This is a genomic window from Sedimentisphaera salicampi, assembly GCF_002117005.1.
In the GTDB taxonomy this organism is placed as follows: domain Bacteria; phylum Planctomycetota; class Phycisphaerae; order Sedimentisphaerales; family Sedimentisphaeraceae; genus Sedimentisphaera; species Sedimentisphaera salicampi.
On the sequence record NZ_CP021023.1, the window covers coordinates 789,867 to 811,916 of the forward strand.

Here is a 22,050-nt window from a genome sequence, read left to right on the forward strand (position 1 = left end):
AAAGCCCGAAAAACTTACTCTTCTATAATATAAGCCCGAGCTGAAATCAGCCCGGCTTTGAGATGAATATTTATCGCATCGAAAGGAAAAAATGAGCCTATTTTCTGATTTGGATTTCGTGAAGGAGAACTATCCGCTCGCGGGCTATACTTGGTATGGAGTGGGCGGGAACGCTGAATATTTCGCTCCGGTTCAAAATATTGATCAGCTTCGCAGAGCAGTTGCAAGGGCGAGCGAGCATAATCTGGATATAAAGATCCTCGGGCAGGGCTCTAATGTTCTCGTTCGTGATGAGGGCGTGAAGGGTCTGGTAGTGAAGCTGGAAGGCGATTTCAGCAAGTTCGAATTCCGCGGCGGGTCAATCATCGCAGGCAGCGGGGTTAATCTGGGCAATCTTGTACTTGAATCGGTTCGGGAAGGCCTTGGGGGGCTCGAATCGCTCACCGGCATACCGGGAAGCTTAGGCGGAGCTGTAAAGATGAATGCAGGCGGAAGTTTTGGGGAAATCGGAACGTCTGTTGAATCCGTAGAGCTTATGGATATGCAGGGCAGCACCTTCAGCAAACACAAACCAGAGCTTGTGTTCTCATACCGTCAAAACAATATATACGAATCAATTATCACCTCCGTTGAGCTTTCGCTCACCCCTGCCGATTCGGAAATGCTTCTCAAGCGGGTTCAGGAAATATGGATTTACAAGAAGAATCATCAGCCGGTAAACCGCCGCACAGCAGGCTGCGTTTTCAGGAATGTATCAGGCCGCTCTGCAGGCGAGATAATCGAGAGCTGCGGGCTTAAAGGCGCCGAAAACGGAAAGGCAAAGCTCAGCGAAAAACACTGCAATATTATCATCGCAGAAGAGGGCTGCACGAGCTCGGATATAATCGGGCTTATCGAAAAAATCAGGGATAAGGTTCGGGAGCTTGCCGATATTGATCTGCAGCTGGAAATTGATATGTGGTGATTGGCTCGTAACAGCGGGCATAATGCTTTATATGTTCGTAGTTGGGGCTTGCGCAGGCAGTTTTCTGAACGTTGTAATACATCGGCTGCCCCGGGGGGTGTTCCTCTCGGAGAGGCGGTCTTTCTGCCCGAGCTGCGGGAAGTTTATACCGCTTCGGGAAAATCTCCCGCTGATATCGTGGTTTGTTCTCAGGGGAAAGTGCAGCGGCTGCGGGGCGAAGATCTCGCCCAGATACGTGATTATCGAGTTTATAACAGCTTCATTCCTCGCTCTTCTGTATTTCTTCTACTTCAGCGCAGGAACAATTAGCTTTTCGCATTCACAAACAAATTTTGTTGATTTCTTCGGAGGCGGTTGGTGGCTGTATTTATCTCATGCCGTGCTGTTCTGCTGCCTTATAGCGGCCTCCGCTATAGACCTTGAGATGTATCTGATACCGATGTCGCTCTGCATCTTCGCAACGCTCTTCGGGCTTCTAACCGCCGCAGCTGCCCCGTTTTTCATCGAATACTGGCAGATTGCAGAGTTCCAGCTTTTTCCATACTCCACAGTTCGTTTTTCCGGATTGATCGCAGGGAGCGGTTTGGGAATATTAGCCGCAAATATCCTTTTGGATGCGGGGATCATAAAACCAAGCTACGAAGGCCTTGAGCTCGAAACCGAAAACAATAAATCGCAGGAAAATATATCAGAGAACCCGGGCTTCAACGACCGCAAAGAAATGATGAAGGAATTTCTCTTTCTTATCCCAGTGGCTTTGTTTGGCGTGATAGGGTGGAAATTCCTCACTCCGCTGGAATGCTGGGAGAACCTCGCTGCAAACCCGCATATATCAACCCTGCTCGGTGCAGCCGGGGGGTATCTCACGGGCGCTGGGATTGTTTGGCTCACCCGAATCATGGGCACTCTTTCCTTCGGGAGAGAGGCTATGGGGCTTGGAGACGTTCATCTGATGGGGGCTGTCGGTGTTTTCTGCGGGGCGCTTCCAGCTGTTGTAATCTTCTTTGCAGCACCATTTTTCGGCCTCGCTTTCACCGTGATTCAGCTTATAACTAAAAAAAATAAGGAAATTCCTTACGGCCCGTTCTTGTCTTTGGCGGCGGTTTTTGTTATTATTTTCCGTGATGCCGTTTTTGAATGGCTTTCAAAAACAATGGGGTTTGCCGGCTGAAGCGTAATTTCGGTTGAGAAAACCTTCTGGCGGTAAATAGAATAATAGTTTCTTTTACAGGAGTTAAAATGAAATCAGCATTATTAAAGTTATCTGTGCTTGCAGTTGCAGCGATGGTTCTTACCGGCTGCACCGATTGGAAGAAGAAGTATGAAGGGCTGAATGTGCAGTATGAGAATCTTCAGGGAAGATACGACAACTGTATGTCTTCGCTTGATGAGGCAACCGCTGCGAAAAGCTCACTTTCAAGCGAGCTCCAGAGCAAGGAAAATGAGATTGCAGAGCTGCAGTCTAAAATTGAAGACCTCAACCAGACCCCCGAAGACGCCACCGGCTTCGGCGAGGATTATGAAGTGGAGTTTGATGCCGACAAGGGCACTATTACAGTAACTCTGCAAAATACGATCCTTTTCGCACCGGGCAAGGCCTCTCTGAAAAGTGCACGAAATGCAGACCTCAACCATATTTATTCTGTAATACAAAGCGAATATGCCGGCAAGGAGATTGATGTGGTTGGCCATACAGACTCAGACCCGATAAGAAAATCAGACTGGGACGACAACTGGGAACTTTCCGCCCAGCGAGCCCTTTCTGTGCTTAGATACCTCACAGATCAGGGGATTCCGGATTCTAAGATCCGTGCGGTTGCCTGCGGGGAGAGCAGGCCGGTAGCCTCAAACGCAACAGCTTCCGGAAAACAGAAGAACAGACGTGTTGAGATTGTTGTAAATATGAAATCGTAAAGCACTAACGCCGGAATTTATAAGCGGGGAGCCAAAATCTCCCCGCTTTTTCATTGCGCAGAATCTCTGCGGATTGAATTATCTGAGTTTGTGTTGAATCTTTCTGTTTATAACCGTGTTATCTGCTCTCTACTGCGGCGTCTCTGGGCAGTGTCCCAAATTGTGTGTCTGAAGGATCTTTTCAGCATTTATGCTTAGCTCCTTATTTCACCTCAGGGTACCCTGAGGTGAAATTTTCCGCCTTTCTTTTGCCATTGTATCAAGTTCATCCTTGCATGCAAACAGACTCGTAACTTTATACCTCATCAATTTCGTCTCACTGTGCTCCATTAAACGGGCGCAGATCAGATTCAACGCACTTTCTTCTGTAGGAAAGCTGCAGCGTATTTTAACGGTTCTCCTGATTATCCTGTTAAGAGCCTCTATCCAATTGGTGGTGTACATCATACGATGCAGTTTAGTCGGATATTTCAAATATGTGAAATAATCATCCCTCTCCTGCTCAGGGAAAATATTCTCAAAACTGCTGTACTTCTTTGCCCATTTCTTCACAAATTTATCCAGCTCGCATTTACCATCTTCTAAACGGTAGCTGCCATCTTCAAGCTTGAAGACCGCTTTGAAATCTGAGGCAACTTCCTTCTTGTCATTTTGGCGAACCTTGCTGAGTACATTGCGAAGCTTATGAATAAGACAACGTTGAAAATCGCTTGAAGGATAAACCCTGCTCACAGTTTCCGACAAACCCTTTAGACCATCTGCAGCAAAGCAAAGAACCTTCTTTACTCCACGCTCTTTGAGGTCTTTAAGAACTGAATGCCAGCCTTCGCTGCTCTCTTCTGGTATATTGTAAACACCTAATACATCTCGACTTAGGTCTTCCTTTAGCCCTAAAGCAACGTACATCGATTCATTGGAAACCTTGTCCCTGCGAAGCTTTACCTTTACCGCATCAATGTAAATGATGTACCAGTCTTCATCCAGCGGCCTGTTCTGCCAGAGCTTGCGGTATTCTGTGAAATTCGAGGTTATGCGAGATATGCTGCTCTTGGAGTAATTTTGCTCGAAAAGCTCCTGGAAAATCTCTTCGATCTCTCGAGTCGTAAGGCCTTTGCTGTATAACCTAAAGGCTAAATTATCATATTTGCCTCTCTGAGAATTTAACAGATCAAGAAAAAATGGCTGAAAATTACCAAGACGATCTCGGGGAATGTTTATCCTGAAAGTGGATTGCAATCCCTGGACTAAAGCCTGACGGTAACCATTACGCTTGTTGCTCGTGGATTTGTCTTTCCGGCAGCCGTTGACGTAACCCAAAAATTCATCCTGCTCGGCTTTGAGAATAGTCTCGAATGTAATCCGAATTGCATCTTCCAAACTTTTCCCGCTGTGGGCAAGAAAATCTTCAACCGCTTTTTCCAAAATTGTGTTATAATTCCTTTTCATAGGGGTTCCTTTTTGTTTAATTTGACTTTTTTTTAACATACTAAGCATATAGCTTAGAAAAGGAATCCCTTTTTCTTTAGACACACTAATTGGGACGGTCTCCGTCTCTGGCAGGTGATTTAGTTTGTTGGGGAGATTGGGCAAGCAGGTGTTTGCCGCCCCATGTGATTGCTATGCTGCCCAGAGGAGCCGTGATAACGATGCTCATCGCAGCGGCAGCGAGGATAATCTCGCCCGGTCCAGTATCCATTCCGCCCGCTTTCATTGCAGCGAGCGGTGCAGCCCCGATTGCCGCCTGCACTGTGGCCTTGGGAAGATAGGCGAGCGTGAGAAAGAGCCTCTCGCGGGCGCTGAACTTGCTCTTAATCATACACAGCTGCACAGCAACGCTCCTTCCGATCAGCCCTGTCAATATCACCCCTACCCCCGAGAGGCCGGCCTTCACAGCAACGGGCACATTGACCTCCGTTCCCACGAATATGAACAGAAGGAGCTGGGCAAACACCCAAACCTTCCCGAGTTTGCTTGAGAGCTCGTGGGCGATATGCTCTCTTTTTTCGAGGATGATAAAGCCCGCTGCCATTATCGCAAGCAGAGAGGCAAACGGAATGAAACCCTCAATCCAATTTTCGAGATTCAGGATTATTATCGAAAGCCCCAGCAGGATAAGCACTCGTTTTGTAGCCCTGGGGTTGAATTTTTCGAAGAAGCGGCAGAGAACAAAGCCAATCCCCAACCCAGCAGCTATCCCTGCTGCAATAGAAACAGGCACGCCCGCAAGCTCCGAGGCAACGCTCACATCGCCTCCTGTGTACATACTGATAAACGCCCCGCAGAGAACAATCGCTACCGCATCATCGCAGGATGCCCCAGCGAGAATAAGCGTTGGAGCTGCCTTGTCTTCCCCCCTTCGCTCTTCGATGAAACGTATCATAAGCGGCACAACCACCGCCGGCGAAACAGCCGCAAGAACTGCACCAAGCATCGCAGATTCAAGCACAGTGAGCCCCAAGAGGTACGGAGCGGCAAGAGTTACCGCGGCCACCTCAAACAAACACGGTATAAACGCCATAAGAGCTGCCCTGAGCCCAACCTGAGCGAGTGCCTGCCGGCTCATCTCGAGCCCAGCCCGAAGCAGAATAACCACGAGGGCAATCATCCGCCAGTCCGCTGATACGGCAGTTGTGGCGGGGTTTACTGCATCGAGAAAATGCGGCCCCATCACCACGCCCAGAAGCAGCAGACCAACCAGCCCGGGAACCCGGGCAAAACGCATCAGCCAGTCAACAAGAAGACCGAGAAGTATCAGCTCTGCAATACCTAAAGCCATAAGACTTGAATCCTTTCAAATTATAATACAGCGTGAAAATATACTCTAAACAGGGAAATTATCAACGACGCTTCTAAAGCGGTCTCACTGCTAATAAAGACTGCTGAGATAAATTCTTCTCATAAAACTATGCTGCAAGATAGCTTATAGTTTATCTGTTCTTTGTTATTTTCGTCTTGCTGCCGGGCATACATACAAATTCTTCTGTTCCTCCGAGCCGCAGATAGTACGGATGCCGGTGAAGTTTTTCGTGCCGTATCTGCGGAGATTGATAAATGCGTTTTTTATTTCAATATCAAGCCTTCCCTTGCTCTGGAGCTCGAAGAGAGACGCCTTTGGATTAAAAATCCGCAGCCCGTCTATAAACACCTTCTTATGGTCTTCCCCGTTTTTCCATTGAAACACCGACCTTGCCCTGCCCCTTCCCCAGTCGCCGAGGATTTTTACGTCTTTGATTCTGCTCACAGAATCCTGATATGTGTTCCAGCCGAACTGAAAGGGGACGCAGTTTTGAATCATCTTTATCGTTACGCCGGAAACTTCGATATCGAAATAGCATTTAACCGCATCATCGCCGGTTTCGAAATAGCAGTCTTTGATTGTTGAACCGTGTCCGCCGGAGAAGCCGTCTGAGTGGTTTCCCCAGCCGCCACGATTATCTATAAAGCTGCATCTCTCCGCGTGGCACTGATTCTTCCAGCCTCTGATGAAGAATGCGAACGGGTTTACAGCCGTGAGATTGCGGACACGCAGCACCCCTGCTCTATTCTGAAACTGCGAATACTCATACGCCTTTAAGCCTCTGCTGTCTGCCCATTTCTGCTGGTCTGTCCCGTAAACGATTGAGGTGTTTCTGTCTCTGCCCTCTATCGTGCAGTCGCTTGAGGTGCGGAATGCACCAGTTACGATGCAGTTTTTACCGATAACAATGCGTGAAACCTCTTCGGGTACATCCCAGAAATGGCTGCGATAATTCGGGCGGTCGAGGTTTATCGTTCCCGAGGAGATAAATTTCATCTCTGATTTGCCCTTGTTCCAAACGGCTTTGCCTGAATAAGCAGATATAAGAGCCTCCGGCGGCTGAGAGGCGAAGGCCAAGGCTGACAGCACAACAGCGGCCAAGAAATATTTAACTGAACTCATAATAATACTCTTCAAATTAACATTATGCTTTAAGACTCTTTTAATAATATCCGTGAAACATTATTTTTTACAATTTTCCCGCTTATGACTGAATTTATATCCTTGAAATCCTCGAAATTCTTTTTTAAGTATATCTCTTAAGATGCTTAGATATGGGTATATCCTAAAAAAGGTCTTCATACAGTATTATTCAAATCTCCCCTCCAATGTAAATTTGATTTATACCGAGCCTGTCCGCCGGAAGCGGAGCAATCGGAGGAAAAGAATAATATATCTATTCAAAAACCCCTCTGTGTAATCTGTGGATTATATGTATCCACTGCTTTGAACGTTTTTTGATACTCTTCGATTTTGGCTTTTGGTAGTGAGTAATCTTTCCCTCCCTTCAGCACAAAAGTATATCCGGAAGGCTCGTCCACATTACTCTTTTCTTTTCTTATTCTTTTATGGTCTAATTTTCGGACAGGTTCCTGTCTGGTTTTCGGGCAGGTACCTGCCTGATTTTCGGACTGGTCGGATTTTCCTACCGGTCGGGTTTTCGGGCAGGTTTTGTAAATGTTTGACTTCCCGATACCCTGCTGCTGAACTTCCAGAAGCCCAGCGGATTCCAGCCGGTTTATGGAGCTGCAAACAGTTCCAGCGGCAAGCCCGCTTTTTTCCTGAAGCTTCCTCCTGCCCGGCCAAGCCTCGCCCTGATTTTCATAATTTTGGATAATCGCAAGGATTATCTTATCGCTTGCCCGCAGGTCTTTCCGTGCTGCTGTATCGGCATCCAATTTAAAGAACATCTTCAATCCGCCTCCTTTTTATTCTCTGCTGTCTTTGCTGAAGCTCAGCATTTGCAAAACAGAGGTTGAAATCGTATCTGTCTGGTGTTATCAGCCTGAATCGCTTTTGCCTCGCCTCCGCTGCCGCCTGAGCTCGGGGGCTCTTTTTATTCCGCCTCATTTTCCACCTCGTGATTTGTATTGTCTCCACCGGTCGGCTGGGATAAACCCGCCGGCCTCAATGCTTGCCTCAAACCATCTTTCCAGTTCCGCTGCCGGAAAAAGCAGTTTGCGGCCTGCCCGCAGGGGACGAACGCCAATCCTGCCGTCTGAGAGCATTTCGTAGAATAGAGTTTTACCAACATTCAATTTGGCTCGCACTTGCCCGCTTGTGAGCATTGCTGATTCAGCTTGCTTCGGTTTCACCTCCTTTCGCTTCGCTGCCATTTCAGCGAGGCTTGCTTTAACTGCCTCCAGTTCAAATTTGTATTTGCGTCCAATCCTGAGACAAGGAATCTTCCCCGCCTCTACTTGCTCTTTAATCCAGCTGAGCGGCAAGTCAAGCTCATTTGCAATTTGGTTTCACAGCCATCCCATAGGTCCATAGATTTATCGTTGAGGGCTTGTTTATTGTATTAAAACGCCCTTTTCCTGAAGGATTTCAATCACCCCAGTTTGCATTTTTTTGGCTATTGTTCAATTGTCAGTTATTTGCTCAATACTGCCCACTCTTTTTTCACCTCTTTCTTTGCGTAAAATCTTGCTACATATTAAAACCTGGCAAATAAGCCTGCTGAGGGCTTGCAACCATACGCGGTGAACCACGTGCTGTCCCACAGGCAGCCATAACGCTAAAAACATCCAGCCGGCTGAATAATACACCCCTCAGCAAAGTAAACAATCGACTGAATGTTCCTTTCCATTTGCCGAGGAAACCTATATACCGTATTAAAATATAAGCAAGCATTGCCGTCCATACTTGCCATAGAATCGCTTCTTGGCTATGCCCTAGGAAATCGCTTAGCTGCAAAGTCTGCTTTATTTGCTTGAAAAACACCTCTATGCCCCATCGGCATTTATATAGGCCGCAGATACTGCTCGGCGCCCACTGAGTATTGTTAGTGATAAATTTCATAAGCTTTTTCTCGCCGTTAACTTCCACATAAGCCTTAACCAAACGGAGCTGCTTCGGGTAGGCCTCATAGCTTTTCGGCATTTCAAGTTCAATTAATGCATCGTATTGGATATCACCTTTTGGTTCTGTATTCTGTTTAACAAAACGATATTTCATATTGTCTTTGGCTCTGGTAACCCAGAATAATTCTCGCCTGTCAAGATCAGCCAGATGCTTAAAATCCACGTAAGCCTTGTCAAAAACCGCTATTTCGCCGCTTTTAAGGTTCTGACAGAGCTGATAAGCCTCTGTCGAATCATGGGTTGAGGCTTCTTTTACAATAGCAAATTGAGGCAGGAATGTCTGGAGATTAAGCTGCATGTGGCACTTTGCAGCGGCTTTGCGTCTGCGATGTTTAGCCCAGTCAATACAGTTGGCTACAAGCTGAATCGTTGTTGAATCAACCGCATATATTGCTCTCTTAAAACGCCTTGGAAGGCCGGAGTATTTATGACCTCTGCCAAAATTAGGATGCTGGGCTTGGATATGGGACAGCACCTCCCAGAAGAGAGTCTCTGCCATACGAGGATCTCGAACCCTGTTTGCATGAGAAAGCCCATTCCTGCTTGGTGGGGTTGCACGGCGAATAGGAATCAAAGCTCCGGAATGATTACGCAATGTGTCGGCAACGTCGTTCAGCGAGAGGCTGTGAGCAATCTGGACATGAAGCATAGATACAATGTGAGACCAGCACGAAAATGTTCGTGATTGCTTGTCAATACCGTAAAACCGGGATAATTTTGAAACAAGATAAGCAGGAATATATTGGCATATCTGCTTGAGAACTGTATATTGATGCTTAGCGGGTGTCATGAGTTACTCCTAATTTTTGGTTAGTTTGTTGAAATTAGTGTAACTCATACCCCGCTATTTTCAAAGAAACATCTTATATTTTGTTCTTCTATGGGATGGCTGTGATTTGGTTTATGTTTTTCAGTTTCATAATACCCAAAGTTTAACAACTGCTTTGGGTATCAAGTGGGGTGTTAGGTGGGGTTTTTGGTGGGATTGCGGGGTTTTTTATTTTTTCAGCGAATAAAAGCCTTTATTGCTGTCCTGCTCTATCAATTCCCAAGCCCGGAATTTTAATAGGGACAGTTACCCATTTATTGATGCGTGGCTCGGTTTAAATATCTCGTTTTGTGAAGTCGCTGCGAAATACTAACGACAATCAGAGCCGTGCGTGGAGTCCGCCGGAGGCGGACGGAGCAAACGGATAGATTCTTGGCTCGTGGCGAGTGGCTGAGCTGCAAGTCCGCCTGCGGCGGATTGCTCGTGGCAAAATCATTAGTGAAAAATTAGTGTTGATTAGTGGCTGAAAAATTTTCTCCCCGCCTTTTCCTATATTAAATATTTATCCTGTGAATCCTGTAAATCCTGTCAAAAAAAAAATCTCCCCTCTGTGCCCCTCTGTGTGCCTCTGTGGTTAATATATATCTTTTCTCTCCATACTGCTGTCCACTTATTTCGCCCCGCCTGCGGCGGGCCTACATGCGTGGCTCGGTTTAAATATCTCGTTTTGTGAAATCGCTGCGAAATACTAACGACAATCAGAGCCGCACGTGGAGTCCGCCGAAGGCGAAGAGCCTGTCCGCCGAAGGCGGAAAGCAAGCGGATAGATTCGTGGCTCGTGGCTCTTTGCAAAATCATTAGTGGAAAATCAGAATAGATTAGTGAGTGGACGAGGTGGACTCGGTCGGCTGGCACTGCTGTGTATCAATGGCTTTTTTGCCTGCACAGACCAACACAGGCTTCTACGGACTCCCGCTTATTCCCCGCAGAGAGTTCGTGAGTGTCTGTGAACATTTTTCCAGCTTCTGCCTGCTCAACATAGGTCAATCCTTGAGCTGCAAACAGAATAGCTGAAAGATAAAAAATTGTTGGCTTAAAAAGGGGTAAAACATATAATAACCGCCTCGTTAATATACCTTGGCAACATAATCAGGATTGAGCGAGCTGAAATAATTCTTTTTAAATTTGGTAATTTATGACCACCTACGTTATCAGAAGAATTCTGCTTATGATTCCGACACTCATCGGGATCACCGTTCTGGTGTTTGCTATAAGCAGGCTTGCCCCGGGCGATCCTATCGCTATGCAGATGGGGCTGGATCAGGGTATTCAGAGCGGGCAGAATCAGGCGGCAAGGCAGGCCCAGCTTGAGCTTTACGGCCTCGATAAGCCCGAACCCGTGCAATACTTTATCTGGCTTAAGAATATCGTTCAGCTCAATTTCGGGCAGTCTTTCAAGCATCACCGCCCTGTTATAGAGCTTATAGCCAAGCGACTCCCCATCACCCTCACGCTCAATCTCACCGCCTTTACAATAATTTACCTAGTGGCTCTGCCTCTGGGCACACTGTCAGCTCTGAGGCACAACAGATTTACGGACAGGGCGATTTCTGTAGTACTGTTTATTCTTTGGTCTCTCCCGATAATGTGGGTGGGGCAGATGCTCATAGGCTATTTCTCCAACCCCGACTTCTTCAACTGGTTCCCTTCTTCTGGGATAAACAGCAACAACTCAGATAAAATGCCGTTCCTCGTATGGCTTAAAGACCGCATCTGGCATCTGGTTCTGCCGGTGCTTTGCATCACCTTCAACGGCTTTACCTACCTAACCAAGATCGTACGGGCGAGTATGCTCGATAACCTCAGGATGGATTACGTTCGCACAGCAAGAGCCAAGGGGCTTGCTGAGAAAACAGTAATCTTCCGACATGCATTCAGGAACAGCATAATTCCGGTAATCACGGTTCTGGCAACCCTTCTGCCGGCCATGATTGCCGGTTCTGTAATCATTGAAAAGCTGTTCTCCATCCCCGGGATGGGGCTTCTGGCATTCGAGGCGATAACAACAAGGGATTATAATGTAGTGATGGCAGTGGCCACGATTTCGGGAGTGCTGAATCTTGCAGGGCTTCTGCTGGCCGATATATGCTACGCAATAGCTGACCCGAGGATATCTTACGACTGATGGTAAACGAAAGTATCAATAATAAAAGAAACTGGGGAAAAACCTTCGGACAGCTCACTTGGGAGCAGTTCCGGAAGAACAGGCTTAATATAGTTTGCCTCGGCTTTATTATACTGCTCTTTGTGATAGCGGTTTTTGCGCCCTTTATTGCCAACAGCAAACCCTATTTCGCAGTGATCAAAGGGGAGCTGAGCTTTCCGCTTTTCTCCGCTTTGGACAGCTCAGACTACAGCGTGTTATTTGCTGCGGCCTGCTGCATAGGGCTCATTTTCAAGATCAAATCCAACACCAAAAAATACACGCCCTCTGTGCGCGGGGAAATCTTCCTCAGGCAGCTTATGATCACTGCCGGAATAATACTGGCAGGGGTGATATTTTTCAAAGCTGTTATCCCAACCTACAACAGCACCGTTAATTACAAGCAGCTTGTGCAGGAGTCTGAAGAGAACTGGGCAGTATTTCCTCCCGTTCCATACAGCTACGCAGAAACGAGCCTTGAGGATAAGTATCAGCCGCCATCTCAAAAGCACCTTCTCGGGACAGATGATGTGGGCTCGGATGTGCTGGCAAGGCTTATACACGGCTCGAGGATCTCGCTGTCTGTGGGGTTTGTGGCGGTAGGTATCTCTACAACTATAGGCGTGCTGATAGGGTCTGTTATTGGATTCTTCGGAGGTATCGTTGATTTTATAGGAATGCGTTTTATTGAGATTATGATGGCGATCCCCGCCTTCTTTTTGATCCTCACGATTATAGCTTTCTTCGGCAAGAGCCTCTTCAATATTATGATAATTATCGGCATAACAAGCTGGACAGGCAACGCCAGATTCATCCGTGCAGAATTCCTCAAGCTCAGAAAGCAGGATTTTGTGGATGCGGCAAGGGCTCTCGGCCTGCCTACAAGCAGCATTATCTTCAAGCATATCCTGCCCAACGGCGTAGCGCCGGTATTGGTGAACGCCACATTCGGGATCGCAGGAGCGATCTTTATCGAGGCGGCTCTGAGCTTCCTTGGGTTCGGGATTGTGCCGCCGAAGCCGAGCTGGGGACAAATGCTCAGCCTCGGAGTTAATTCTTCCGGCGAGTTTATATGGTGGATGACGCTCTTCCCCGGACTGGCCATAATATTCACCGTAATGGCATACAACCTCGTGGGCGAAGGCCTGCGCGACGCAATAGACCCGAAACTCAGAAAAGCCGCATAAAGCCGCAGCAGCAGAAATGTCTCACTGCGAAAAATTACTCAGAACCGCCCCCCTGCTTAGGACAGTGCCCTGATTAGCTTATTTTCCCCGCACGATACTTTGTATTGGCAAATTATTACGTGCGAGCCCTGCAATGTTCTTTGCTTTATTCGGCAGTAAACCAATTTTCGGTTAATATCGCATAATCGAGAATATCAACGTAATCATCAAAGTTTGAATCTGCTTCAAGCCGGGTTTGTGCCGGCTGAGCTTGAAGCCACTGCTCTGCCATAATCAATATATCATTCTGGCCGACGTATCCGTCATAGTTGCAGTCGCCGGGGAGATATTCCCAGTAAAAATTGGGATATTCGCCCGCATGCTGATACCAGAGATCCATCTTCCCGTTATTATCCTCGTTCACATAATCCCAGCCGGCATCTGTAAACGTGCTCAGAGTCTGCATCTGGGCTGTAGTAAGCCCTGCTCCTCCTGCGCTGGAATCCATTCCGCTGGATTCAGTGTCCCAGAAACAACTGGAGGTTGTGCCTTGATAATCATCTCCACACAGGCCGCCTACCTCCCAATCTCCCGAAACAGAGCCGGTTGAATAGCAGTTGGTTAAACAGATTTCCTTAAAAAAGCCGCACAGACCGCCAACATTTTGTTCTCCCGAAACAGATCCGGCTGCATAACAGTTTTCAACAATGCTCTGAGTAAAGCCGCATAAGCCCCCTACATTTTGATCACCAGAAACAGACCCTGCAGCAAAGCATTTCCTGATTGTACCGCTTTCATTATATCCGCACAAACCGCCAAGATACTCTTCTGCCAAAACTGAACCTGATGCCCAGCAGTTTTCAATTGTTCCTTTCCAATGATGTCCGCAAAGACCTCCGACATAACTTGAGTTAGCCCCGCATGAGACTGATACAGCTGCATAGCAGTGTTCTATTGTGCCGGAATTCATACCGCATAATCCGCCAACATGCATTAAATCACTGTCTCCGGAAACAGAGCCTTCTGCATGTGAGTTTGCAATTATGCCGCTATCATTATATCCGCAAAGACCGCCGAGCCGCCAATTACTTCCAGAAACCTCTACTGCGGCATAGCAGTTCTCAATTGTGCCGCTATCATTAGTTCCGCATAATCCACCGAGGTACTCCTGCCCCGAAATATAACCCGAGGCATAGGAGCCTTTGATTTCGCTTTCAAAGTTGACCCCGCAAATAAGGCCTATATGACTCGAGTCCTCGCCGCCGTCTATATCAGCATTCTCCATGCCGAGATCCAGTACTTCGCCTCCATCAATTTTTCCGAAAAGACCTAAAAAACTCGGGTAATTCCCCGTTACACCTGCAGCATCAACGTTTAGATTCAAAATCTTATATCCTGCCCCGCAGAATGACCCTGAAAAAGGGCTGTCGGAGAAATAAATATTGCTGTAATCAAGATCCGGTGCTATAACGGCGCGTTGGTATGTCCTGCCGGTTAAGTCAATGTCATTGATTAAGATGTAATTGGCAGATAGATCGCTGTTCACCGCTTCAAGATGGTCTGGAGTCGAAATCTGGTATGGGCTGCTTTCAGTTCCATCGCCCCCTGCAAAACCAAATACGAACGCTGGAATAATAAGTGATGCCAGAATTGATAACCTGAGGTAACACATGTTTTTCTCCCCTGTAATAATACTTACTTTTATCCGAAGCTTACTTACTTTCTTATTTCCAATCGGCTTTGACCCTATCAAATTTCAAAAGAGGTTTCAAGAAAAATAATTAAAAAAATTATGTAAAACCCTGCTGCTAATTTGCATCAAGCCAATTCTCAAAAAATATAGAATAATCGAGAATATCAACGTAATCATCAAAGTTTAGATCTGCTTCCAAGCGATTATATCTGTCAGAATAATCAAGCCACTGCTCTGCCATAATCAATATATCATTCTGGCCGACGTACCCGTCATAGTTGCAGTCGCCTGGAATTGCCTGCCAGAAAAGCTTCGGGTAATCGTCCGGATTTTGATACCATAAATCTATCATTCCGTTCGTATCCTCGTTCACATAATCCCAGCCGGCATCTGTAAACGTGATTTGTCTGTGCATTGCAAAAGTCGTAATACCTGTTCCCTCAGCGCTTGAATATAGTCCGCTGGTCAAAATATCCCAGAAACAGTTTTCAATTACCCCGCTATCATTATAATTAAGACCGCATATCCCGCCAATATTATTATCCCCCGAAACAGTTCCCGTGGCATAGCAGTTTTTGATTGAACCGTAGTAATTATTCCCGCAGATTCCACCGATATTATCCGACTCGCTGCCACCAGAGACAGAGCCTGTGGCATAGGAATTTTCAATTTTGTAAGTACTCCTTCCGCACAAACCGCCAAGATTATCGGCATAAGAATCATCCCCTCCAGAAACAGAGCCTGTGGCATAGCATCTTTTTACTGAGCCATTATTATTCCCGCACAAACCTCCGAGGATATCATGTCCTGAAACAGAGACATCGGCATAAGAGTTTTCAATAGCAGCCTGATTAGAATTTAATCCGCACAGTCCGCCGATATGGCTGGAATTTTCTCCGCCCGAAACAGTGCCGTTCGCACAGCAGTTCGTGATTTTTCCGTAATTATCGTAATTGTACCCGCATAGACCGCCGATTCTGCTAGATTCATCGCCGCCAAAAACAGCTACATTCGAACAGCAGTTTGTAATTGAACCTGTGTAATTAACTCCGCAAAAACCGCCAAAATCCTGAGATTCATCGCCGCCTGAAACAGTTCCATTTGCATAGCAGTCTGTTATTCTGCTATCGTAATTCCAGCCGCACATACCGCCTATATATCGTGAATCATCCCCGCCTTCTATATCAACGCCCTCAATTCCAAGATTTTTTATTTCCGCACCATCAGTTCTACCGAAAAGTCCGAGATGGCCAGGATAATCCCCTTCCGAAAGCGAGGAGTCAATGTTCAAATTAAGGACCCGAAAGCCTGCCCCGTCAAATGTACCTGAGAAACGAGTGCCATCGAACTCATATTTGTAATAACCGTTACCATCGCTGTAATCTGTATCGGGAGCAATTACGGCACGCTCGTAAGATCTCCCGGAAAGATTTATGTCATTTGTCATAACATAATGGGCTGCAGGATCATCATTCACCGCTTCAAGATGGTCTGGAGTCGAAATCTGGTATGGGCTGCTTTCAGTTCCATCGCCCCCTGCAAAACCAAATACAAGCGAGGGAATGATAATCGATGCCAGAATTGATAATCTGAGGTAACACATGTTTTTCTCCCCTGTAATAATACTTACTTTTATCCGAAGCTTACTTACTTTCTTATTTCCAATCGGCTTTGAGCCTATCAAATTTCAAAAGCGGTTTCAAGAAGAAAAAAAAAATTTTCGTTGAACGTGTGAGCGGTAATGCCACTGCTAAATGTTTTGTTTTTTGGGCAGCTATAAATTTTGACTCCGCAGCGTTTTTAAGTATAATTAAGGCTCTTATTTTATTCAGAAATCAATGTTAGGGGCTCTCTCTCTGATTATGCTGAGAGCCCTGATTTACGGAGCAGAACAATCCGATGACAGACGAGATAAATAGGCCGGAATTTAAAGAGTTCATCGAGGAGAAATCAATCCTTGATGAGATGAAGCATTCGTATCTGAATTATTCGATGAGCGTGATAGTATCACGTGCTCTCCCGGATGTTCGAGACGGGCTCAAGCCCTCTCAGAGGCGAATTCTGGTGGCGATGAACGATTTGAACCTAGGGCCTCGCGGAAAACACAGAAAATGCGCCAAGATTGCCGGTGATACCAGCGGTAACTATCATCCCCACGGCGAGGCTGTTGTGTATCCCACGCTGGTTCGCATGGGTCAGGGCTGGAGCATGCGTTATATGCTCGTTGACCCGCAGGGCAACTTCGGGAGCATAGACGGCGACCCTCCAGCTGCAATGCGTTACACCGAAGCACGTATGCACGCCGCTGCTACGGATATGCTTGAAGACATCAACAAAGAGACTGTTGACTTCGTGCAGAACTACGATGAAACCAGAACCGAACCTGTTGTTTTGCCGTCGAAATTCCCCAATCTGCTCGTAAACGGCTCAACAGGAATTGCCGTTGGAATGGCAACGAATATGGCCCCGCACAACATCACAGAAGTGTGCAGGGCGATGATAAAGCTCATAGACAACCCCGAAAGCACAATCCTCGATCTTATGGAAGATCTGCCCGGGCCGGATTTCCCCACAGGCGGGATAATCTGCGGCAAAAAGGGCATTATGGATGCCTACACCAATGGGCGCGGGCATGTGCGAGTTCGGTGCAGGTATGATGTTGAGGAAACGAAGACCGGCAAGAGCAAGATCATCATCACAGAGATCCCTTATATGGTTGTGAAAACCAACGTGGTATCGAAAATTGCCGACTGCGTTCACAGCGGGCTCCTGCCAGAGGTGGCAGATGTGAACGACGAATCGGACAGGAAAGGGCTGAGAATCGTTGTTGATATCAAGAAGGATGCAGAGCCGGAAGTTGTTATCAACAAGCTCTTCAAATATACCCAGCTTCAAACCACCTTCGCTATAAACAACGTTGTGCTGGTGAACAACCGCCCGATGACGCTCAATATGCGTCAGCTGATGCAGGAATACCTTGACCACCGCAAAGACGTAATACGAAGAAGAACCCAGTTCCTGCTGAGAAAATCACGCAACAGGGCACACATTCTCGAAGGTTTGATTCTTGCGGTAAGCGATATTGATGAAATAATCGAGCTGATCAAGAGCTCGCCTGATGTGCCTAATGCCAAGCTCAATCTTATGAACAAACCCCTCAAGCTCGTTGAGTCTGCAACGCTGAAAAGGCTTCTGCCTGAAGATTTCCTATCCGAGGCAGAAGGGGGAGAGAAATATCTCACAGGCCCGCAGGCTGATGCGATCCTTGGTATGCAGCTTCAGAAGCTCACCGGCCTTGAGATTGAGAAGCTTGCCAATGAGTATGCAAAGCTTGCCGAGCAGATAAGGCATTACGAAAAGATCCTCGCAGATGAGAAAATCGTGTTTTCCATGATACGCGAAGACCTCTCTGAGATGGTGGAGAAATACGGAGATAAAAGACGAACCGAAATCACAGAGGCGGTAGAGGATTTTGATATCGAAGACCTCATCCAGGAAGAGAAGGTTGTGGTAACGGTGAGCCATGAAGGATACGTTAAGCGTATGCCGATAGACACCTACCGCAAGCAGGGACGAGGCGGACGCGGAATAATCGGGTCAGACAGCAAAGACGACGACTTTATAGAGAGGCTCTTCATCGCCAGCACGCACGACTACCTTATGGTGTTTACCGATAACGGCCGGTGCTACTGGCTCAAGGTGTATCGAATTCCGAACCTCTCAAGGCAGAGCAAGGGCAGAAGCATCGCCAACCTCCTCGAGCTGGGCGATTCAAGAATTATGTCTATCATAAATGTTCGCGAGTTCGACCAGCGCAACCTGATTTTCGCCACTCGCAAGGGCATTGTTAAGAAGACTGTTCTCGAGGCTTACGGTAATGTCCGTGCTAACGGCGTGAATGCGATCAAGCTCGATGAAGACGACGACCTTATAAGCGTTGGTATTACCGGCGGCAGCGATGAGATCCTGCTGGCTACCAAAAACGGAATGAGCATAAGATTCAGCGAGGAAGACGTTCGCCAGATGGGGCGAACAGCTCGAGGCGTTAAGGGCATTAGGCTCAAATCCGATGACAAAGCAGTAGGGATGATTATCCTCGAGCCCGGCAGCTCAATCCTGACAATATGCGAAAACGGCTTCGGCAAACGAACTGCCCTGAGCGAATACCGCTTGCAGTCTCGCGGCGGCTCGGGAATCATAAATATTAAGAAGTCCGATAGGAACGGCGATGTTGTCGCAGTTATGCCGGCAGCAGACAAAGACGATATAATGATGATTACCAGAAACGGGATTATCATAAGAACCGGCCTCGAAGAGGTGCGGGAAATCGGCAGGAATACGGCAGGCGTAAGGCTGATTAAGCTCGGCAAAGATGATCAGGTGGTCTCAACTGCGAGAATCGTAAACGAGCAGGAAGCTGAGGCTGAAGTGGAAGCGGCTGAAGAGGCCGAGGAAGAAAAGTAAAGGGTTAGGGCAGGCTTGAAGAGCTGACTCATTCCTTGAATCGCATCTATTGCGGCGCTTTATATATTGTTGACAAATCCTTAATCGGGCAGTTTCGATATTGATACTGCCCGATTTTTTTTAATTATTTCTTTTCATATCCAGCTCCAGTTAGAAAGCCAAATACCAGAAAACAAAAACATCAGGGCATAACCGTCCTTTTTACTGCTGCACCCAAAATTCAACAGAGAAAGGGGATAATTCACGTGAGAACTGCCGCCCTTTTCTGATACCCACATATTTTCCGATGTTGTTTCTGGTTTGCGAAGTATAGCAATAGCCTTTAAACTCAGCATCAACCCCCATATCAATATTGTATTCAAAAGGAGTATCAGATGAGCGATTAGTTAAAGCAATAACCAATTTGCTCTCAGGCGTTTTCCACGCCAGAATTCGCTGATTTTTTCGGGTCTGCTCTTCATCTACACGACAAACAACTGAATCCCACGGCATATATTTCAAGAATCCTGCAACAGCATTCCAGTGATACCAATTGTACTGCCAGTGTTTCTTTTTGATGTCAACATAACGTGTAAAATCGTTATCACTTGAAGGCCGCCAAAAACCAAGGCCAAACCGCTCACCTATAAGAGTGTCAGTAGGTTTGAGGGCATGCAGCCAGAACCATGCAGGAGATTCATTAAAAGCAAACCAGTTCATAATAGATTGAGCAGTATTTACAAATCTCCACTGAGAACCTGCGCCATCAAGATATTCGAATTCTACATTCAGCACAGGCCTTCCTTCTGCATCTTTCTTGAATCGGGAATCGCTGTATCTGATTTGTTCATCAGAATTTTTCCCGACACGATGCCAAGACCACCCATCCACGTATTCAAGAGCCTTGGAATCATCTCGAATAAGTATCGAGCCTTTGCCGTACTGGCCAGCCTGACTGTCTGCATGTATGAAAAGCTCAGGGAATTCATTCTTAACAATCGGCGCGACTGCTCGAAACGTATCGCAGTACTCCTGCCCGCTATACTCACAGCAGCCGTAGCCTGCCTCACCAACGGTGGGTTCATTCTGCAAAGAAAACATTTTGACAGGGGCGATATTTTCCTGAACATATCTTAAATCTTTAACAATTGAATTGCCAAATTCAGTCAAAAATGTTTTATCAAATTTTTTCAGAGAACCGCCAACAAACCTATTGTTAGATTTGAAATACGGAGCTGGAGACCAATACTCAAAGTTAAAGCCTTCAATACCGGATTCATCTATCATTTCTGCCAGTTCGCTGTTCTGAGAGCTCCAATTCTGCTCAAACTGCTTTCGCTCATCATCCAGCCCTGTATAAAAGAGCCCCATAGGAAGCCTCATATAACGGAATCCATGGCCGAATCCGAGCAGTTCATTATAGAATCTCTTTCGTTCCGATTCGGTTAAATCCCCCGGAATGCCCTTGCTGCGGTTGATTCCGCCCCTCCTTTCGGCTTCCGGCTGAATCTCCACACCAAGCCCCCAAACGGTTTGCTTCTCTTGACCTAACCGAACTGTGTATGAGCCGGACTCTGGATCTTGCAGTGATTGGGATTTCGGGTCTAACCCCTGCATTTCAGCGTACTCATATTTGATCGAATCGGCAATAACCAAACCATCTGCTTCGTTAGAAAGCTCCACATACCCTGAACGGCCTGCCCGCCCCTTTTCAAAGAAATGTGTACCCAGCAGTTTCCATTCACCGCCCGGCTTTCGCTGGTCAACAGTGTAGGTTGTTTGGCCGGATCTATGATGAACTGTATATTTCGCATTTGACGCACGGTCAGGGTCGCCATCGGGAAGCCAGTAATAAACATTATACCAGCCCGAAACCAGAAAGCCTTGAAAATCAGGCTGCCATGGCCGCCATGCTATTATTTCCGGCTCATCCGACGGTTTCAAAGTACGGTAGAAACGGGTATGCCCCGCCCTTGAATAACGGTAGAATCTTCCGTAATAATTGTCTGCATAAGTCGATTTCGGCCACCAGCCTTTAACCCTGCTTGAATTAATTCCCCACCCGGATGTTACAATAATATCCGGGTCAACCAAGCGTATTGTATCAAAATTTAACGAGTAGCCGGAACTTAGCGAATTTTTCCCTGTGATTTTTAATTTTACAATCTGCCCGCCCGGGGAATCAACTTCCACCACGCCCGCTGTAAACATTGAATACTGCAAATCAGGATTAAACGAATCGATCTTACTGCCTAAATTTTTATTATCAAAAGACACTTTGTATTCGGCACCAGCCGAGCTTAATACGTTTCGTATTAGAATCACATAAAAACCATCTTTTTCTGCCTGAACAGGATACTTCACGACTGCCCCCGGGCTGTCAGATTTTATTCGATAATAGAAGCCATCTTGTGAATTAACATCGCTCACATACTGGATATCTGAAGAGTCAGAAACCTCAAGCGGCTGAATCTTTTTTAGAGACAGTTCAGAGAAGGAGAGATTATAACTTTCGGAATCTTTATTTTTACCTACAGCCTTAAACCTGAATTTTTTGGAGCCGGCTGTCTGAAAACGATGCACACCCAAATTGACAGTTCTGAAGCTGTATTCTCCGCAGAGATCACCCTGATCGATCTTCAGGCCTTCACCAGCCAAACTTAATTCATCATTATCACTGCCCACAAGCAGCTCATAGATGCCGTTATCAGGTTGATTGCGCTGCCTGACTTGCAGGGCATAAAATCCTGCTTCAGGGACATCAACAGCAAATTCAACGAACTGTTTTTTTTCGCTTAGATATGCATGCTGATAACTGCTCCCTTGCGAAGATGCTTGTGCTGAATCTTTGCGAACTTCCAAAGAGGCACCCTTGGAAACCTCCGCATCAAGCTCTGTAAATCTATAAGTAAACACCTTCTCAGCGGAAAGAGCTGAGCTGTTTGACAGCAGTACTGCTGCCAAAACGGCAACCAGCTTCGCCATTATAATCTCGCTTTTTATCATCATAATAAA

The 22,050-nt window shown here is 46.7% G+C and carries 16 protein-coding genes; 6 read left to right on the forward strand and 10 right to left on the reverse strand.

The features are described from left to right. Positions 1–91 precede the first annotated feature (91 nt). From murB to STSP1_RS02995, 3 genes are all read left to right on the forward strand, one after another. Positions 92–964 carry a UDP-N-acetylmuramate dehydrogenase gene (gene murB / locus STSP1_RS02985; RefSeq protein ID WP_085754926.1) on the forward strand — a complete coding sequence of 291 codons (873 nt, stop codon included), beginning with the start codon at positions 92–94 and terminating at the stop codon, positions 962–964. After that, positions 951–2,135 (forward strand): prepilin peptidase, encoded by a 1,185-nt coding sequence (locus STSP1_RS02990; RefSeq protein WP_123806962.1) that lies wholly within the window; start codon positions 951–953, stop codon positions 2,133–2,135. Before murB ends, STSP1_RS02990 begins: the two co-directional genes overlap by 14 nt. Positions 2,136–2,203: 68 nt before the next feature. Then, the gene (locus STSP1_RS02995) at positions 2,204–2,878 is read left to right on the forward strand and encodes an OmpA/MotB family protein (protein ID WP_085754928.1); all 675 of its coding nucleotides are present in this window, start codon (positions 2,204–2,206) and stop codon (positions 2,876–2,878) included. Positions 2,879–3,085: 207 nt separating this feature from the next. Here STSP1_RS02995 and STSP1_RS03000 read toward each other — a convergent pair whose 3' ends face one another. From STSP1_RS03000 to STSP1_RS03025, 7 genes are all read right to left on the reverse strand, one after another. Further along, positions 3,086–4,324 (reverse strand): IS256 family transposase, encoded by a 1,239-nt coding sequence (locus STSP1_RS03000; RefSeq protein WP_161491578.1) that lies wholly within the window; start codon positions 4,322–4,324, stop codon positions 3,086–3,088. 85 nt (positions 4,325–4,409) lie between these two features. Continuing rightward, entirely contained in the window at positions 4,410–5,654 is a 1,245-nt protein-coding gene (locus STSP1_RS03005; RefSeq protein ID WP_085754930.1) for a cation:proton antiporter domain-containing protein, read from the reverse strand. A 165-nt stretch (positions 5,655–5,819) separates the two neighbouring features. Next, entirely contained in the window at positions 5,820–6,797 is a 978-nt protein-coding gene (locus tag STSP1_RS03010) for a hypothetical protein (RefSeq protein WP_085754931.1), read from the reverse strand. Positions 6,798–7,075: 278 nt separating this feature from the next. After that, a complete protein-coding gene (locus STSP1_RS03015) occupies positions 7,076–7,585 on the reverse strand; it encodes a helix-turn-helix domain-containing protein (protein ID WP_085754932.1) in 510 nt (169 codons plus the stop codon). Then, positions 7,575–7,745 carry a hypothetical protein gene (locus STSP1_RS12440; protein WP_161491579.1) on the reverse strand — a complete coding sequence of 57 codons (171 nt, stop codon included), beginning with the start codon at positions 7,743–7,745 and terminating at the stop codon, positions 7,575–7,577. The genes STSP1_RS03015 and STSP1_RS12440 overlap by 11 nt, the downstream gene beginning before the upstream one ends. Beyond that, on the reverse strand, positions 7,742–8,122 hold the full coding sequence (locus tag STSP1_RS03020; protein WP_085754933.1) for a helix-turn-helix domain-containing protein: 381 nt from the start codon (positions 8,120–8,122) through the stop codon (positions 7,742–7,744). Before STSP1_RS03020 ends, STSP1_RS12440 begins: the two co-directional genes overlap by 4 nt. Positions 8,123–8,327: 205 nt before the next feature. After that, the gene (locus tag STSP1_RS03025; RefSeq protein ID WP_085754774.1) at positions 8,328–9,551 is read right to left on the reverse strand and encodes an IS4 family transposase; all 1,224 of its coding nucleotides are present in this window, start codon (positions 9,549–9,551) and stop codon (positions 8,328–8,330) included. A gap of 1,174 nt (positions 9,552–10,725) precedes the next feature. On the opposite strand from STSP1_RS03025, the gene STSP1_RS03030 reads away from it, so the two are divergent. Continuing rightward, positions 10,726–11,715, forward strand: coding sequence for an ABC transporter permease (locus tag STSP1_RS03030; RefSeq protein WP_085754934.1), 990 nt, complete (start codon positions 10,726–10,728; stop codon positions 11,713–11,715). Next, the gene (locus STSP1_RS03035; protein ID WP_085754935.1) at positions 11,715–12,920 is read left to right on the forward strand and encodes an ABC transporter permease; all 1,206 of its coding nucleotides are present in this window, start codon (positions 11,715–11,717) and stop codon (positions 12,918–12,920) included. The genes STSP1_RS03030 and STSP1_RS03035 overlap by 1 nt, the downstream gene beginning before the upstream one ends. Before the next feature lie 145 nt (positions 12,921–13,065). Here the strand turns inward: STSP1_RS03035 and STSP1_RS03040 are convergent, their stop codons facing one another. Together STSP1_RS03040 and STSP1_RS03045 are read right to left on the reverse strand one after the other, a co-directional pair. Then, the gene (locus tag STSP1_RS03040; protein WP_085754936.1) at positions 13,066–14,571 is read right to left on the reverse strand and encodes a GLUG motif-containing protein; all 1,506 of its coding nucleotides are present in this window, start codon (positions 14,569–14,571) and stop codon (positions 13,066–13,068) included. Between the two features lie 136 nt (positions 14,572–14,707). Then, on the reverse strand, positions 14,708–16,195 hold the full coding sequence (locus tag STSP1_RS03045; RefSeq protein WP_085754937.1) for a GLUG motif-containing protein: 1,488 nt from the start codon (positions 16,193–16,195) through the stop codon (positions 14,708–14,710). Between the two features lie 296 nt (positions 16,196–16,491). Here STSP1_RS03045 and gyrA point away from each other — a divergent pair, with 296 nt between their 5' ends. After that, positions 16,492–19,056, forward strand: a complete 2,565-nt coding sequence (gene gyrA / locus STSP1_RS03050) for a DNA gyrase subunit A (protein WP_085754938.1) — start codon at positions 16,492–16,494, stop codon at positions 19,054–19,056. A gap of 201 nt (positions 19,057–19,257) precedes the next feature. On the opposite strand, the gene STSP1_RS03055 is transcribed toward gyrA, so the two are convergent. Then, complete coding sequence (locus STSP1_RS03055; RefSeq protein ID WP_085754939.1) at positions 19,258–22,044, reverse strand: golvesin C-terminal-like domain-containing protein; 2,787 nt, start codon at positions 22,042–22,044, stop codon at positions 19,258–19,260. Positions 22,045–22,050: the final 6 nt, after the last annotated feature.